The 16,597-nt window shown below is 64.8% G+C and carries 13 protein-coding genes; 10 read left to right on the top strand and 3 right to left on the bottom strand.

Annotation, left to right across the window (positions count from 1 at the left end; translation table 11 throughout):
• Nucleotides 1–41 precede the first annotated feature (41 nt).
• From flgE to queC, 10 genes are all read left to right on the top strand, one after another.
• Nucleotides 42–1,256, top strand: coding sequence for a flagellar hook protein FlgE (flgE, locus tag Q7V46_RS12985; protein WP_304913973.1), 1,215 nt, complete (start codon nt 42–44; stop codon nt 1,254–1,256).
• A 163-nt stretch (nt 1,257–1,419) separates the two neighbouring features.
• Nucleotides 1,420–2,160, top strand: coding sequence for a flagellar basal-body rod protein FlgF (gene flgF, locus Q7V46_RS12980; RefSeq protein ID WP_304913972.1), 741 nt, complete (start codon nt 1,420–1,422; stop codon nt 2,158–2,160).
• Nucleotides 2,161–2,340: 180 nt separating this feature from the next.
• Nucleotides 2,341–3,123, top strand: coding sequence for a flagellar basal-body rod protein FlgG (gene flgG / locus Q7V46_RS12975; protein WP_304913971.1), 783 nt, complete (start codon nt 2,341–2,343; stop codon nt 3,121–3,123).
• Between the two features lie 49 nt (nt 3,124–3,172).
• A complete protein-coding gene (locus Q7V46_RS12970) occupies nt 3,173–3,877 on the top strand; it encodes a flagellar basal body L-ring protein FlgH (RefSeq protein WP_304913970.1) in 705 nt (234 codons plus the stop codon).
• Nucleotides 3,878–3,923: 46 nt separating this feature from the next.
• A complete protein-coding gene (locus Q7V46_RS12965) occupies nt 3,924–5,102 on the top strand; it encodes a flagellar basal body P-ring protein FlgI (RefSeq protein WP_304913969.1) in 1,179 nt (392 codons plus the stop codon).
• A gap of 244 nt (nt 5,103–5,346) precedes the next feature.
• Nucleotides 5,347–6,237, top strand: coding sequence for a flagellar assembly peptidoglycan hydrolase FlgJ (gene flgJ, locus Q7V46_RS12960; RefSeq protein WP_304913968.1), 891 nt, complete (start codon nt 5,347–5,349; stop codon nt 6,235–6,237).
• 142 nt (nt 6,238–6,379) lie between these two features.
• Nucleotides 6,380–8,269 (top strand): flagellar hook-associated protein FlgK, encoded by a 1,890-nt coding sequence (gene flgK, locus Q7V46_RS12955; protein WP_304913967.1) that lies wholly within the window; start codon nt 6,380–6,382, stop codon nt 8,267–8,269.
• A 181-nt stretch (nt 8,270–8,450) separates the two neighbouring features.
• A complete protein-coding gene (gene flgL / locus Q7V46_RS12950) occupies nt 8,451–9,665 on the top strand; it encodes a flagellar hook-associated protein FlgL (RefSeq protein WP_304913966.1) in 1,215 nt (404 codons plus the stop codon).
• A gap of 31 nt (nt 9,666–9,696) precedes the next feature.
• Nucleotides 9,697–10,947 carry an HDOD domain-containing protein gene (locus Q7V46_RS12945; RefSeq protein WP_304913965.1) on the top strand — a complete coding sequence of 417 codons (1,251 nt, stop codon included), beginning with the start codon at nt 9,697–9,699 and terminating at the stop codon, nt 10,945–10,947.
• Nucleotides 10,948–11,135: 188 nt separating this feature from the next.
• The gene (gene queC / locus Q7V46_RS12940) at nt 11,136–11,867 is read left to right on the top strand and encodes a 7-cyano-7-deazaguanine synthase QueC (RefSeq protein ID WP_304913964.1); all 732 of its coding nucleotides are present in this window, start codon (nt 11,136–11,138) and stop codon (nt 11,865–11,867) included.
• 22 nt (nt 11,868–11,889) lie between these two features.
• On the opposite strand, the gene Q7V46_RS12935 is transcribed toward queC, so the two are convergent.
• From Q7V46_RS12935 to gspF, 3 genes are all read right to left on the bottom strand, one after another.
• The gene (locus Q7V46_RS12935; RefSeq protein ID WP_304913963.1) at nt 11,890–13,665 is read right to left on the bottom strand and encodes an ABC transporter ATP-binding protein/permease; all 1,776 of its coding nucleotides are present in this window, start codon (nt 13,663–13,665) and stop codon (nt 11,890–11,892) included.
• A 388-nt stretch (nt 13,666–14,053) separates the two neighbouring features.
• On the bottom strand, nt 14,054–14,950 hold the full coding sequence (locus Q7V46_RS12930) for a 5'-nucleotidase (protein WP_304913962.1): 897 nt from the start codon (nt 14,948–14,950) through the stop codon (nt 14,054–14,056).
• Between the two features lie 280 nt (nt 14,951–15,230).
• Complete coding sequence (gene gspF / locus Q7V46_RS12925; RefSeq protein WP_304913961.1) at nt 15,231–16,463, bottom strand: type II secretion system inner membrane protein GspF; 1,233 nt, start codon at nt 16,461–16,463, stop codon at nt 15,231–15,233.
• Nucleotides 16,464–16,597 lie beyond the last annotated feature (134 nt).

The raw sequence follows: 16,597 nt of genomic DNA, 5'->3' as shown, positions 1-16,597 counted from the left end.
CCACCGAACACTCACTTCCTCTCCGTCACAAGGACATCACCATGGCATTCCAGCAAGGTCTCTCGGGTCTGAACAGCGCCAGCCGCAATCTGGACGTGATCGGCCACAACATCGCCAACGCCAACACCGTGGGCATGAAAACCTCGCGCGCCGAGTTCGCCGAGCTGTACGCCAGCTCCATCAACTCCGCCGGCGGCATCAACGCCGGCATCGGGGTGACAGTGGCCACCGTGTCTCAGCAGTTCACCCAGGGCAACATCACCGTCACCGGCAACGACCTGGACCTCGCCATCAACGGCAACGGCTTTTTCGAGCTGGGCCAGCGCGACGGCTCAATGGCGTATTCGCGGGCCGGCATGTTCAAGCTCGACGCCGAAGGAAACATCATCAACAACGATGGCGCCAACCTGATGGGCTATCCGACCGACATCAACGGCAACCGCACCGCTTTCGAGTCGCAGCCGCTGCGCCTGCCCACCGGTGGTCCGATCCCTGCACGCCAGACCACGGCGATCACGGCCGAATTCAACCTTGACGCGCGTGCCGGCATCGCTGCAGCACAGGTGCCGCCCACGCCACTGGCGACTTACGCCACTTCCATCGTCGCATTCGATCAGCAAGGTCTGGAAGTGCCGGTGACCATGGCGTTCGAGAAGATCGGCAACAACCAGTGGAACGTGTATGTGGCCGCCAACGGCGCCGACCCGGCCGCTGCCGTTCCGTTCCAGGTCAACTTCCTGCCCGATGGCTCGTTTGACCCGGCCAACGTCATTCCGCCGATACAGATGGCGTCGCCGAACGATCCCGGCCAGGTGTTCAACGTCGATCTGAACTTCGAGAACATCACCCAGTTCGGCACCGCGTTTGCCGTGGCCAACATCGATCAGGACGGCTACCGTCCCGGCGAACTCACCGGTCTGGGCATTGATGCACAGGGCATCGTCACCGCCCGCTATTCCAATGGCCAGACCCAGGCCGCCGGTCAGGTGGCAATGGTGAACTTCCGCAACGTGCAGGGCCTGTCGCCCACCGGCGGCGGCAACTGGGTGCGCACCGCCGCGTCGGGCGAACCGGTGCGCGGTGCGCCCGGTGAAGGCAAGTTCGGCACGCTCAAGTCCGGCGCGCTGGAAGATTCCAACGTCGACCTCACCGCCGAGCTGGTCAACATGATGACCGCGCAGCGTGCCTACCAGGCCAACGCGCAGACCATCAAGACGCAGGACCAGGTGCTCAACACGCTTCTGAACATGCGTTGAGGATGACCCACCCCCGCCGCGCTGCGCGCGACCCCCTCAAGGGGGCGGCACCTGGGGCTGGCAAAGCCAGACCCTCGGTGCCCCTGGACGAAGGCACTTCGTTCGGCGCCAGGTGGCAGGTGGTCATTGCCCTTATCGCTTTCACCCCTCGGAGATTCCCGCCATGGACCGCATGATCTACACCGCCATGACAGGTGCCAATGCAGCGATGCATCGGCAGCAGGTGCTGTCGAACAACCTGGCCAACGTGTCGACGCCGGGCTTTCGGGCGGAGTTGTCCACGTTCCGGGCGGTGCCGGTGAATGGCGACGGTTCGAGCACGCGGGTGTATTCGCTGGAGGCCACCGCCGGTCACCTCGATGCACCGGGTGCGGTCAACCCCACCGGTCGCAACCTCGATGTGCTGGCCAAGGGGCAGTCGTACTTTGCCGTGCAGGCACTGGATGGCACAGAAGCCTACACCCGCGCCGGTGCGTTCGAGGTGGATGCCGATGGCACGCTGGTCAACGCGCAAGGCCTGCCGGTGCTCAGCGATGGCGATGCACCCATCGTGGTGCCGGCCAATGCCCATGTGGACATTGCCGGCAGCGGCATGGTGACCGCCCGTGTGGGCGAGCAGCCACCGCAGGAGCTCGGCCGCATCAAGCTGGTCACGCCCGACGAGTTCAACCAGCTGGCCCGTGGCGGTGATGGCCTGTTTCGCGGCAAGGAAGGCCAGAACCTCCAGGCCGACGCTCAGGCCGGCGTGCAGAGCGGCGCCCTGGAGGGCTCCAACGTCAATCCCATTGAAGCCATGGTCGGGATGATCGCCGTGGCACGGCAGTTCGAAGTGCAGATGCGCATGCTGCAAAACGGCGAAGCCAACGACAAATCCGCCGCCCAGTTGCTCAGCCTGAACGGATGAACATGAACACCCCCCGCCCCGCCTTCGGCGTCACCCCCCTGGAAGGGGGGCGATCAATGAACCACCCCCCGCGTCACCTTCGGTGCCTCCCCCCTGGAAGGGGGGCGATACCAGAGGCCTGGCAAAGCCAGTTCCTCGGTATCTCTGGACCAAGCCGTAACTGAATTAGGAGCAAGCACCATGATCAACTCGTTGATGATTTCCAAGACCGGCATGCAGGCCCAGCAGACCCAGCTGGACGTGATTTCCAACAACATGGCCAACGTGTCCACGAACGGCTTCAAGCGGGGCACCGCCGTGTTCGAGGACCTCATGTACCAGAACCTGCGCCAGGTGGGTGCGGCCGCCGACGAGCAGAACACCTTGCCCACCGGCCTTCAGATCGGCCTGGGCGTGCGCACCGTGGCCACCTCGCGGTCGCACACCCAGGGCAGCCTGCAGCAGTCGGGCAACCAGCTCGATCTGGCCATCAACGGCAACGGGTTCCTGCAGGTCAACATGCCCGACGGCACCATCGGCTACACCCGCGACGGCAGCATGCAGCTCGATCAGCAGGGGCGCATGGTCACCGCTGGTGGCCTGCCCATCGCCGGTGACATCGTCATTCCCGCCGAAGCGCAGAGCATCACCATTTCAGGCGATGGCGTGGTCACCGTGAAGGTGCCCGGCAACGCGGCGCCGCAGCAGGTGGGCAACATCGAACTCGCCGGCTTTGTGAATCCGGCCGGCCTGGAGCCGCTGGGCCAGAACCTGTACGCCGAATCGGTGGCGTCCGGCGGCCCCGTCAACGGTGCGCCTGGTGCCGGCGGCCTGGGCAACCTGATGCAGGGCTACGTGGAGACCTCCAACGTCAACGTGGTGCAGGAGCTCGTCACGATGATCCAGACCCAGCGCGCCTACGAGATGAATTCCAAAGCCATCCAGACCTCCGACCAGATGCTGCAGCGGCTGAGTCAGATTTGATCCCGATCTGATCGCCGATTTGCTGTTTTCTTCCTTCTGAGAGCCCACCATGTCTCAAGCCACCTTTCTCCTTCAGCGCGGCAGCACCTTGCTGAGCGCCGCCGTGCTGGGCCTCGCCGCTCTGCTCGCCGGCTGTGCGACCAAGCCGGTCGAACTGGTCGAGGTCAAGCCCGTGACCTACCCCCAGGTGGTACGCACCGTCCCGCGCGGCGGCAGCCTGTTCCAGGCCGCCAGCTACCGGCCCGCGTTTGAAGACCCGCGTGCCCGCATGCCGGGCGACACCGTGACCATCCAGATCACCGAGAAAGTCTCGGCCTCCCAGAGCTCGTCGTCCAACGTTGACCGCGCCGGCAGTGCGGGCGGCAGCGTCACGGCGATTCCCTTTGTGCGACCCAAGGACCTGCTCAAGGCAGACAACCTCAAGCTGGCCGGCGAGTCGTCCACCGAGTTCGGAGGCAAGGGCGGCACCGAAAACGCCAACACCTTCTCGGGCGTGATCACCGCCACTGTTCAGGAAGTGCTGCCCAACGGCCATCTGGTGGTGGTGGGCGACAAACAGATCGGCGTGAACAACAACGTGGACGTGCTGCGCTTTTCCGGCACCGTCGATCCGCGCCACATCCGGCCGGGCAACGTTGTGGCTTCTGCCCAGGTGGCCAATGCCCGCATCGAGTCCAAAGGACGCGGCCAGATCGACGAAGCGCTTTCAATTGGCTGGTTGGGACGGTTCTTTTTGAACGTTATGCCATTCTGAGTCGGCCTAGCATGGAGGGACTCTTTCCATGCCCGAGATGATTGCCATGAACGTCCCGCTCCACCCGTCCGCATCTGCCTCCAGCGAGCACAGCCGTGCCTTGATGCGCATCTGCCTGGGCGGCTGGCTGGTGGTGCTGGCTGTCATCGGTGTGCTGGCCTGGCCCAAGCCTGCCGAAGCGCAAACCATGCGCATCAAGGAAGTGGCGGCGGTGCAGGGCGTGCGCACCAACCAGCTCACCGGCTTTGGGCTGGTGGTGGGGCTGGATGGCACGGGGGACCAGACCACCCAGATGCCTTACACCTCGCAGGGCATGAACAACTACCTGCAGCAGCTGGGTTTGAACCTGCCTGCCGACGCCAAGGTGCAGCTCAAGAATGTGGCCGCCGTGCTGGTCACAGCCCAACTGCCCGCCTTTGCCCAGCCGGGCCAGATGATCGATGTGACCGTGTCGTCCATGGGCAACGCCAAGTCGCTGCGCGGCGGCACCCTCATCAGCACCCCGCTCAAGGGCCCGGACGGCGAGATCTACGCGCTGGCCCAGGGCAACCTGCTGGTGGGCGGTGCCGGTGCTTCCGCGGGCGGCAGCAAGGTGCAGATCAACCACCTGAGCGCCGGCCGCATTCCGGCAGGTGCACAGGTGGAGCGCACAGTGGAAACCGACTTCGCCCTGGGCGAAACGATCGACCTGGGTCTCAATGCCTTCGATTTCCAGACCGCCCGCCGTGTGGCCGAAGCCATCAATACCCGCATGGGACCGGGCGTGGCGCAGGCGGTGGATGGGCGCGTGGTGCGCCTGCGTGCCCCGGTCAACAGCCACGACCGCGTGGGCTTTCTTGCCCAGGTCGAGGAAATTCCACTGGAGGCAAGCATTCCGGTGGCCAAGGTCATCATCAACACCCGCACCGGATCCATTGTCATGAACCAGGCCGTCACCCTCAGCCCGGTGGCGGTGGCGCACGGCAACCTGTCGGTGAGCATCGGTTCCACCCCGGTCATCAGCCAGCCCAATCCGCTGGCCCGGGGCGAGACCGTGGTGACCGAGAAAGCCAGCATTGAAATCAGCCAGCAGGCCGGCGCGCTGGTGCAGATGGACGCCGCCCCCAAGCTGGCCGATCTGGTGCGCATGCTCAACGGTCTGGGCGCCACACCACAAGACCTTCTGGCCATTCTCCAGGCCATCAAGGCCGCTGGTGCCATGAATGCCGAACTGGAAGTCATATGACTTGGCACACCCCCGTTGCTTGCTCGCTTCGCGTAGCCGCATCCCCCCTCAAGGGGGCAACACCAGCGGCCCGGCTGAGCCGTTTCCGCGGTGTTTCTGGAAGGGAGCCCTTCGCGCCGGAGACTTCTTATTTGGTCCGGTTGCTCTCGCCCTGCGGGCTTCGTTGCCCTTCTGATGGCCTCTTGCGGACCAGCGCTTTCGCTCGCCGCCAGAGCCTGATCGGGGCACCACCAGGGAGGTTGATGTGAACGCATCTTCTTTGTCTCCTCAGGGTCTGGCGATTGACCCGAATGCGCTGAATGCCTTGAAGTACCGCAGCGGTGCTGCGGACGAAAAGGGCGACAAGGCGGCGCTGAAAGAAGCGGCGAAGCAGTTCGAGTCGCTGTTCATGCGCGAACTGATCAAGAGCATGCGCGAGGCCACGCAGAAGTCGGGTCTGATGGAGGGTACCGGCAGCGACCTGGGCACCGATTTGCTGGACCAGCAGATGGCGGTGCAGCTCTCGGGCCTGCCTGGCGGTCTGTCTGAAGCGATCGAGCGCCAGCTTAGTCGCCAGATCACCGCAGGCGCCACGCAGGGCAAGCCCGCCACCGCGGCTGAAGCCCGGGAAGCGCTGCCCGCCATCGGCCCCACCAGCACCGTGGGTCGCCAGACCGGCGGGCCGCGCGCCGCCGGCTTTGTGGAGCAGCACAGCGACGCTGCTGCGGCCGTATCGCGCGAATCCGGCATCCCGGCCAGCTTCATGATCGGCCAGGCCGGGCACGAAACCGGCTGGGGCAGGAGCGAAATCAAACACGCCGACGGTTCGCCTTCGTTCAACCTGTTCGGCATCAAGGCCACAGGTGGGTGGAAGGGCAAAGTGGCCGAGATCACCACCACCGAGTACATCAACGGCGAGCCTCGCAAGATGACCGCCAAGTTCCGTGCCTACGACTCGTATGCCGACTCGTTCCGCGACTACGCCCGCCTGATTGGTCAGAGCCCGCGCTACAACGAAGTCATGGGTCAGCTCGATTCGGTGCAGGGCTTTGCCACCGGCCTGCAGCAGGCCGGTTACGCGACCGATCCGCAGTACGCGGCCAAGCTGAGTCGGGCGATCAACATGACGCTGAATCTGCAGAGGGCACAGGCATGACCACCCCCGCCGTACTTCGCGCGACCCCCTCCAGGGGGCAGCACCTGCGGCCCGGCAAAGCCGGTTCCGCGTTGCTCCTGGACCAGAGGCCCTTCGCGGTGGCTGATCGTTCGGTCGTTGCCGTGCCATTCAAGGAGTCCCCATGTCGTCGCTGAACATTGGCGCCAACGCACTCACCACCAACCTGGCTGCGTTGCAGGTCATTGGTCACAACATCGCCAACGTCAACACGGTCGGCTATTCGCGGCAGAACGTGCAACTGGAGACCGCGGGTTACCAGAAGTTTGGCAACGGGTACTTTGGCAAAGGTGTGAACATCGCCACGGTGGAGCGTTCGCACGACGCCTACCTCACGCGCGAAGCCCAGATCACCTCGGCCATTGCGGCGGCCGACGCGGTCCGCTATTCGCGTCTGCAGCAGATGGAGAGTGCTTTTCCCCTTGGCGAAGCCGGTCTGGGCTCGGCCCTCAACAGCATGCTCAACGCCTGGGGCGATGTGAGCTCGTCGCCGTCCGACCTCACCGCGCGCACGGTGGTCATTGCGCGCGCCGAAGAATTCACCAGCCGGCTGCGCAACACCGCCGGGCAGCTCGACAGCCTGCGCAACAGCACCTATCAGCAGGTGGAAGGCGCGACCGCCGTGGTCAACCGGCTGGCCAGCGACCTGGCCAAGGTGAACCAGCGCATCATCGAAACCCAGGGCGGCACCCACACGCCGAACGACCTGTTCGACCAGCGCGACCAGCTGGTGCGCGAGATCAACCAGTACGTGCAGACCAGCAGCGTGGCCGGCGAGGGCGGCAGCATCAACCTTTTCGTTGGTGGCAGCCAGCCTTTGGTGCTCGGCCAGAACGCCCAGCGCCTGACTGTGGGCCGCGACAGCGCCGACCCCTCGCGCGTACAGGTGCTGTTCACCCAGGCCGGCATCAGCTCCCCGATCGCCGACGCGAACCTGGGTGGCGGCGAGCTCGCGGGTCTGGTGCGTTTCATGAACCAGGACCTCACGGCGGTGGAAAACCAGCTTGGGCGTCTTGCCCTGGCCACCGCAAGCTCGGTCAACAGCCAGCACACCCTGGGGGTGGACCTGCAGGGCAACCCCGGTACCGATTTTTTCGTTCCACCTGCCAACGCCACCGCGCAGGGCTCCAGCACCAACACCGGCAACGCCGCCATCAGCACCAGCGTGAGCGACCCCACCGCGCTGATGGCCTCGGACTACGAAATCCGCTTCGAGGCCGGTGGCGTCAACATCATTCGCCTGTCCGACGGAACATCCATCGTGCCACCCGGCGCGCCGCCCAGCCTGCCTGCGGTGATTGACGGCCTGACCTTTGGCCAGACGGGCGCTGGCAACGTGGGCGACCGCTTTGTCATCCGCCCCTTCGCCGCCGTGGCCCGCAACATCCAGCTCGCCATCGGTTCGCCCGACCGGCTGGCCGCCGCCAGTCCGGTGCAGGTGGTGCCCGGCATGGGGAACAGCACGGGCCTGAGCATCGAAGGCCTGTATGCGGTCTCCGGTTCGCCCAGTCTCACCACGCCGGTCACGCTGACTTTTCAGGCAGACGGCACCTTCAACGACGACGCCGTTCCGCCAGTCAACTACAACTTCAGCCCAGGCGTGCCCATCGAGATCAACGGCTGGAGTCTGACCCTGCGCGGCACGCCCACCGCCGGCGACAGCTTCACCGTCAGCGCAGCACCACTCGGCTCTGTGGCGCAGAATTCTGGTAACGCCAAAGGGGTGCTTGCCATGCGCGATCGCCCCACGTTCGAAGGTATTGCGCTGGCCGATGGTTATATCAGCCTGTTCTCCGAACTGGGCACCCAGGTTCAGGGAGCCAGATTCGCTGCAGAGTTCTCGGCCAACATCGCCAAGGGCGCCGAGACCGCACGCACCAATGTGTCCGGCGTGAACCTGGACGAAGAGGCCGCGCGCATGCTGCAGTTCCAGCAGGCGTACCAGGCTTCGGCCAAATTTTTGCAGGTGGCGCAGAGCACCTTCGACAGCCTGCTGCAGGCTGTGGGCCGGTGATCATGGGACACCCCCCCCTGCGCCGCTGCGCGTCTTCTCCCTCTCTGGCGCCTTCGGCTTGGAGGGGGACGGCACCTTGGGCCGGCGTAGCCGGACCCTCGATGCCCCTGGACAGGGTGCGGAACACCTCCCCTTGCGCCGCGCTTCGACTGTCCGCCATCTGAGAGATTGAGGAAATGCCATGAGAGTCGCCACCGCCAACAGCTACGACAACACCATTGCCCTGCTGGCGCGCCGGCAGGCCGAACTCGCCACCCAGCAGGAGCGCCTGGCCACGGGCAAGCGTGTGCTCAAGCCCAGCGACGACCCGGTGGCCGCCACGCTGTCAGAGACCGCGCAGAACCGCCGCACCCGCGTCGAGTCCGACCTGCGCGCGCTCGAAGCCTCACGCACCAGCCTGCAGCAGGCCGAAAGTGGCCTGGCCGAATCGGGCGAACTGATCCAGCGCGTGCGCGATCTCTTCATCACCGCTGGCAACGGCACGTTCAGTGCCAGCGAACGCGAAGACGTGGCGCGTCAGCTCGAAGGCCTGCGCGAGCAGCTGATCGATGTGGCCAACCGCAAGGACAATGCCGGGCGCACCCTGTTTGGCGGCCTGGGGGGCTCGTCCATCCCGTTTGTCGACCTCTACACCCCCACTGGTGCTGGCGTGCAGTTTGACGGCCTGCGTGGACAGACCGCAGCAGGCGCCGCTTCGCTGCCTCAGTCGCTGGATGGCCACGCCATCTGGATGAGCGTGCCGGGTGGCAACGGCGCCTTCACCACCAGCCTGGGCACCGGCAACACCGGCGGTGTGAGCGCCAGCGTGGGCACCGTGACCGACCCTGCCTTGCTCACGGGCAACGATTACCGCATCGACTTTGCTGACGTGGCCGGTGAAATGCAGTTCACTGTGGTCAACGTCACCACGAACACTCCCATGGCCGGGCTGACCGACGTGCCCTATGTCGCTGGCCGCACGGTGCAGTTCGACGGGCTGTCGTTGCAGCTCAGCGGTCGGCCCGCTGCCGGCGACACGGTTGAAATCGCGCCCAGCACACCCACCGACATCTTCAGCGTGGTGCAGAACGCCATCAATGCGCTGCGAGACACCAGCCCCAACCGCGGCGCCCTGCAGACCACCGAAATGGCGCGTGCCCTGACCGAGCTCGACGCCGGGCACGACCGCGTGCTGCTGGCGCGTGGACGCGCCGGCGAATGGCTCAACCGCGCCGACTCGCTCGACACCCTGATGGAAAACCGCGTGGTGGACTACAAGACCGAACAATCAAGGCTCGAAGACCTGGACCTCGTGAAAGGTATCTCCGATTTCCAGAGCCAGCAGCTCGCCCTCGAAGCGGCCCTCAAGTCGTATGCGCAGGTGCAGCGCCTGTCGCTGTTCCAGGTGATCAATTGAACGCAGCACAGGCTCTCCGCTTGAATCATCCATGAGTCGCACCGTCCTCGACAGCATGGCCATGGGCTACCAGCCTGTGTGGAACCGTGCCCGACAGCTCGCAGCCGTGCGCCTGGAAGTGCGCGCGCTGCAACCCGAGGCGGTGGATGCCGCGCACCTCATGCAGGCGCTCGGCGACGACTGGCCCGAGAGCGCACCGGTGCTCATCATCGCCGTCGACTCGCCCAGGCTGCTGCGCCAGGCGCTCGCATGCGAGCCCGTGCAGAACACCTGGCTGGAGGTGCCCGCGCGCCAGTTTGAAGATGCCGAACGACTGGCGCATATTTCGGTGGCTGCTCGCAAGGGCCACAAACTGCTTCGTCGCACCACCTTGAGCGCGCATCGCAGCGCAGGTCGGCTGACGGTGGATGTGCGGGGCATGCTCGACATGGACGCTGAGGACGCCCTGGCCGCCCTGCAGTCCAGCGCTGCCGCCGGTATTCCGCAGGCTGCCCGCCGGGCGCCCAGCCCGGTGGTGGCTGGACAGATCTACGCCGGCGTGGGCAGCCAGATGCTGGCCCGTCACTGCCTGGATGAAGCAGGTGCCTGGGGCCTGCTGGGCTGGCCTGACGAGGACGTGCTGCACGCCCACCGCCACAAGCCCGTGGCTTGCGACAACGGCGTCATCGCGCAAGTGCAGAAAGCCATCGCGGAAGATTCGTCACTCGACCACCTGGAGCGCCTGGTGCGTCAGGACCCGGTGCTGGTCTACCGCATCCTCATGCTTGTCAATTCCGCCGCGTACGGCGTGGGCCGCGAAATCGATTCGCTTCGTCACGCCTTGATGATGCTGGGCTTCATCGCCCTGGGTCGCTGGTTGCAAGACATGCCCAAGGACAAAGACCCCGATCCCGATCTGCACCCGGTGCGTTATGCCATGGTCATGCGTTCACGACAGGCGCAGCATCTGCTTGAACACGGCTCGGAAAACAACCTGCGCGCGGAGGTCTACACCACCGCCCTGTTTGCTCAGCTCGACCGCCTGATGCACCATCCCCTGGCAGAGTTGCTGGGCAAACTGCCCCTGTCAGGCCGTGTCTACGACGCCGCACTGCGCAATGACGGCCCGTACCACCCGCTGCTGGAAGTGGCCCGCGTGCAGGGAGAGCCCGGGGAACTGCACAGGCTGGCTTCCGTTTGCAACGAGCACGGCCTGAGCCTGGAACACGCCAACCGCTCCCTCATCCGAATGCTCGCCACCAGCCGCGACCATGATCGGCCGCGGCCTGGAAGGCTTCATTAGCCCCCCGCGCCGCTTCGCGCCACCCCCCAAGGGGGGCGATACGTGTGGCCCGGCGGAGCCGGTTCCACCTTATCTTTCGAGGGGGTTGGCGTTCCACCCCTTCATGTGAGAGCCTTGTCGGGCTCCCTCCCCCGCTGGGGGAGGTGGGTGGGGGCCTGCGGTGGCGCCGGGGCATTAACATCTTCCGCATGACTTCCTCGCCCCATCACACCAGCGCCCTGGTCCTGTTCTCCGGCGGGCAGGACTCCACCACCTGCCTGGCTCACGCACTCTCGCGTTTCGAGCGCGTAGAAACCATCGGGTTCGACTATGGTCAACGGCACATTGTCGAGTTGCAGGCCCGGCAGGTGGTGTTGCGCGAACTGCGTCAGCGCTTCCCCGCCTGGTCGACGCGGCTGGGCGAGGACCACATGCTGGACCTGGCCGTGCTGGGCAACGTGAGTGAGACTTCGCTCACGCGCGACATGGCCTTTCGCATGGAAGCCAGCGGCCTGCCCAATACCTTCGTGCCTGGACGCAACCTGTTGTTTCTCACACTGGCCGCTGCGCTCGCCTATCGCAGGGGCATTCAGGTGATCGTCACTGGCGTTTGCGAAACCGACTTCTCAGGCTATCCCGACTGCCGGGACGACACCATGAAGGCATTGCAGGTGGCCCTGTCCCTGGGCATGGACCACCGCTTTCTCATCGACACGCCGCTGATGTGGATCGACAAGGCCGCCACCTGGCGAATGGCCGAAACGCTGGGCGAATCCATCGGTGCGGGTGGAGGGCAGGCGCTGGTGGATCTGGTGATCGAGCACACCCACACCTGCTACCTCGGTGACCGGGAACACCGGCACGCGTGGGGCTACGGGTGCGGCAGTTGCCCGGCGTGCGAACTGCGCGCTCGCGGCTGGGCTGGCTATTGCGAGGCTTGACCCACCGCCGGGGGCACCGAGTTCACACCGCCACCAGGCGGTGACGAGCGCTTTCAGTCCCTCCAGGCTGCAGACGCCAAAGGGTGTCGTGAAACGCGGCCACGCCGGGCCGGTGCGCGATCGAGATCAGCGCGCCATCATTTTCTTTCACGAGCATTTTCAAGCGTTCGTACAAGACCGCTTCCGCTGCCTCATCCAGTGCACTGGTGGCCTCGTCCACGAACAGCCAGCGCGGTTTCTTGAGAATCGCGCGGGCAATCGCCAGCCGTTGCTGTTCACCCCCTGAGAGCTTCTGCCCCCAGGTGGCGGGTTCGTCCAGCTTGCTCGCCAGATCGGGCAGCAGCGATTCGCGCAGGGCCTGCTGCAACTCGTTGTCGCTGTAGCGGTCGGCCGATTCGGGGTAGGCCAATGCGTCGCGCAGCGAGCCTTGCGGGAAGTAGGGCCGCTGCGGCAGGAACATGGCCCGCTTCGCAAAGTCTGCAGGCAGCCGCAGACGCCGCTGCGCCCAGGGCCAGATGCCCGCCAGACCCCGGAACAAGGTGGACTTGCCGCTGCCCGACGGACCTTTCACCAGCACCGTGTCGCCCGGGTGCAGGCTCAGGCCGTGAACCGACAGCAGCGGTAGCCCGCCGGGCAGTGCCAACTGCATGTCGTCCAGCGCCAGTGCATCTTCGTTGTGGGTCGATGCCGCGGTCGCGGCCTCTGGCGCCTGAAGGGCCTGGAAGCTTTCTTCAAAACTGGTGATGCGGTCGGTGGTGGCCCGCCAGGCGGCCAGGCTGCTGTAGTTGTCCACGAACCAGGAAAGGGAGTCCTGTACCCGGCCGAAGGCCGATGAGATCTGCATCAGCTCCCCCAGTTGAATGGCGCCACTGAAGAAGCGGGGAGCCGCCACGACGAACGGGAAAACCACTGCGGCCTGATTGAAGCCCACCGTGAACCACAGCAACCGCTTCTGCGCGTTGATGAGTTTGAAGTAGTTGCCCAGCACTTCGCCGAAACGCCCACCCAGTTGCCTGCGTTCCACCGGTTCGCCCTTGTCCAGCGCGATCGATTCGCTGTATTCGCGCACCCGCACCAGATGGTGGCGGAAGTCGGCCTCAAAGCGCTGCTGCCTGAAATTCAGCGCAATCTGTGGGCGGCCGATGTAGTGCGTGATCACGCTGCCCACCAGGCAATAGATCACCGCCATCCAGACCATGAAGCCCGGAATGCTGTATTCGCTGCCGTTGAAGCTGAACGCGAAACTGCCCGAGAGCGACCACAGGATGCCGACAAAACTCACCAGTGTGACCACGGCGTTGAGCAAGCCCATCGACAGACTCACCGAGTAGCTGGTGAACAGGTTCATGTCTTCGGCAATGCGCTGGTCCGGGTTGTCTGGCGGTGCGTCTTCGCCCTTGGCGAAACGGGCCAGCTCCAGGTGGTAGAAGGCCTTGTCGGCCAGCCAGCGGTCCATGTAGTGCCCGGTCATCCAAGCGCGCCAGCGCATTTCCAGCACCTGGGTGAGGTAGAAGCGGTAGACCGCAATGATGATGAAACCGAAAGCCAGGTAAGTGAAGCGCCCGAGTTCACGCCAGAACACGGCCTGGTCTTTGTTCTGCAGCGCGTCGTAGAACAACCGGTTCCACTCGTTGATCAGCACCAGCATGTAGACCGCGCCGAGGTTCAGCACAATGATGGCGGCGAGCAGCCCGCGTGCTTTCCATTTTTCGTCCGAGTTGAAGTAGGGTGCGGCCAGGCGCCGCACCTTCCCGGCAAAGACGAGAAAACTCTGGAATTTGGACAGGGGTTGGGTCATCGAAGACTCCGTTGGAGGTGATGGGGTCGGCGCCGATCGTAAATGGATGGGGTCACGCCGAACGCAGGATCAATGCCAGGGGCGATGGATATCTGCCTGGGCTGCGGAGCTGGTCCAGAAATCGAGAGGCCACTCGAAATCGCAATCCGGAATGTGAGTCACACTGTGCGTCAACGAGGTGAAGCCATTCCAGAAATACCGAGAATCCGGTTTCGCCGGTCCAAGGGCATTGCCCCCTGGGGGGTGACGCGCCGAAGGCGCGGCGTGGGGACGTCAAACAGTTTCATCAACGCAGTGTCCCATCCAGGAATGCCGAAGATCCGGTTTCGCCGGTCCAAAGGCATTGCCCCCTGGGGGGTGACGCACCGAAGGCGCGGCGCGGGGGGAGTCACAAGTTCGATATGCCGCTGGCCACATGGCCCGAGGGCACATGGCGCGACGCCGATTCGATATGGCCGGTCTGATCATCAAAGAAGAAGTCGGGCTCGAATTCGCGCAAGAATTCGCCCTTGGGCAGGCCACCCAGGAACATGGCTTCATCCACCTCGATGTTCCAGTTCATCAGGGTGCGGATGGCGCGCTCGTGCGCCGGCGCACTGCGGGCTGTCACCAGCGCTGTGCGGATGCGCATCATGGGTGTGCCTTCGCTCTGCAGCCTGTGCAGCGCTTCGAGCAGCGGCTTGAAGGGGCCACCGGCCAGCGGCGTGGCGGCGTTGCTCGCCTCGTGCGTCTGAAAGGCGGTGAGTCCCTGTGATTGAAACACCCGTTCGGCTTCGTCCGAGAACAGCACCGCATCGCCGTCAAATGCGATGCGCACCTCGTGCGGATGTGCGTCGCTGGCGTGCACCGAGTGCGGATAGACCTGTGCGGCGGGCACACCGGCGTCGAGCGCGGCGCGCACGTCGGCCAGGTGGGTCGAGAGGAACAGGTTGGCCCGCAACGGGCGCAGGTAGCGCCAGGGTGGCTGGCCGCGCGTGAAGCTGCCGCGCTGAATGGGCAGGCCGTAATGCTGTGCCGAACGGAACACCCGCATGCCGGATACCGGGTCGTTGCGCGAAAGGATGACCACCTCCACCCGTTGAGCATGCGCATCATTGAAGGCCAGCAGTTTGTGCACCAGCGAAAAGGCCACACCCGGCGCTGCCGGCTGGTCCAGCCGCTGCAGTTGCAGGTTCATGTAGGCCTTGTCGTCGCCCTGTTCAAAGATCCGGTTCTCTTCCTCGAAGTCGAACAGCGCCCGAGAAGAAATCGCAACCACAAGTTGACCGTCCAGCGAAGCTGCCATGTCAGGGTATCCAGGTGAACATCAGAGTGAGAGAGCGGCCGAAGAGCTTGTTCCGATGGCTGTTGAACATATCAGCAATTCAGGCCAACGCAGACGCATTCTGGACGCAAGACGCCTCGCGCGCAGCGTGGAGAAACAAACAGTGCCTTCGGAGCGGAGTGTCTCATTCCAGAGACACCGAGGAACCGGCTTTGCCGGGCCTCAGGTGTCGCCCCCTTGAAGGGGGTGACGTGCCGAAGGCACGGCGCGGGGGTGGGTCAAGTACTTGCGCGGGGGTGGGCTAAGTGACCAGCTGATTCAGCTGGATGATCGGCATCAAAACCGCCAGCACGATCATCATCACCACCAGGCCCATGGTCACGATCAGCAAAGGCTCCAGGATGGTGGCCATGTGCATGGCACGGCGCTGCACTTCCGCACTGAGCTGCTCCGCAGCACGGGAAAGCATGGCCGGCAACTGACCGGTTTGCTCGCCCAGTCTGGCAAACATGCTCACCAGCGCGGGAAAGCGCTTCTTGCTGGCCAGTGCCGAAGCCAGTGGCGCCCCCTCGCGCACCAGCACCAGGGCATCGAGCGCGTCGGCCCGCATGGCCTGGTTCGACAGTGTTTCTGCAGCGGTCTGCAGCGAGCGCAGAATCGGGACGCCTGCAGAAGCCAGCATGGCCAGGGTGGCGGCGAACCTGGCCGCGTTGTATCCACGCGCCAGACGACCGATCAGGGGCAGCCGCAACCATGCCGCATCCATGCTCAGGCGCATGACCGGATTGCGGCGCGCCATCACCACACCCATCACAGCGAGCACCCCGGCGCCCAGCATCCACCAGCCGTAGTCACGAACGAAATCACTGATGGACATCATGGCCACCGTGAGGAAGGGCAGGGCACGCTTGCTGCCGGCGAACACGCCGGCCACCTGGGGCACCACGTAGGTCACCAGAAACACCACGATCACGATCGCCACCAGGGTGACGATCGCGGGGTAGAGAGAAGCGGCCAAAAGCTTGTTCTTGAGCGCTTCGCTCGACTCCAGATCGTCGGCCAGACGCTCCAGCACGGTGCCGAGTTGGCCACTCTGTTCACCGGCTGCGATCACTGCGGTGTATGAACTGGAAAATTCGCGCGGGTACTGAGCCAGGGCCCGGGCAAACGGCGAGCCGCCATTGACCTCGGATCGCAGCGATGCCATGAGATTGCGCTGACGACTGACTTCAGCCTCTTCGGTGAGCGCCGCCAGCGCACGCTCCAGCGGCAACCCGGCCGCCACGAGTCCGGCCAGCTGACGGGTCCACACGGCCAGTGCTGTGGCATTGAAGATGCGACCGGCCCAGAGCGTGACATTCAGCCCGCTGGAACTCCCACCCGTGCCCGACGACCCCATGGCCGGCTCAACCAGGATTGGCACCAGCGAACGCGCCCGCAGCATGCCGCGCGCCGAGCGTGCGGTATCCGCATCGATCAAACCCTTCTGGGTAGCGCCCTTGGCGTCCAGCGCTTCAAACGTGTATGCAGGCATGTTCAGTGAGAGATTTCAAAGCGCCCCGCGCAGAGATGGAGCGCGGCTGGGGTGTGCAAGTCCTTCCGGTGCGAAGTGCCTCAGTCCAGAGATACCGAGGAACCGGCTTTGCCGGGCCTCTGGTATCGCCCCCT

Origin of the sequence: Hydrogenophaga sp. (assembly GCF_030651625.1) — a bacterium.
GTDB lineage: Bacteria > Pseudomonadota > Gammaproteobacteria > Burkholderiales > Burkholderiaceae_C > Hydrogenophaga.
Note: the sequence above shows the minus strand (reverse complement) of the source record. Positions and strands in the feature narration are given on the sequence as shown.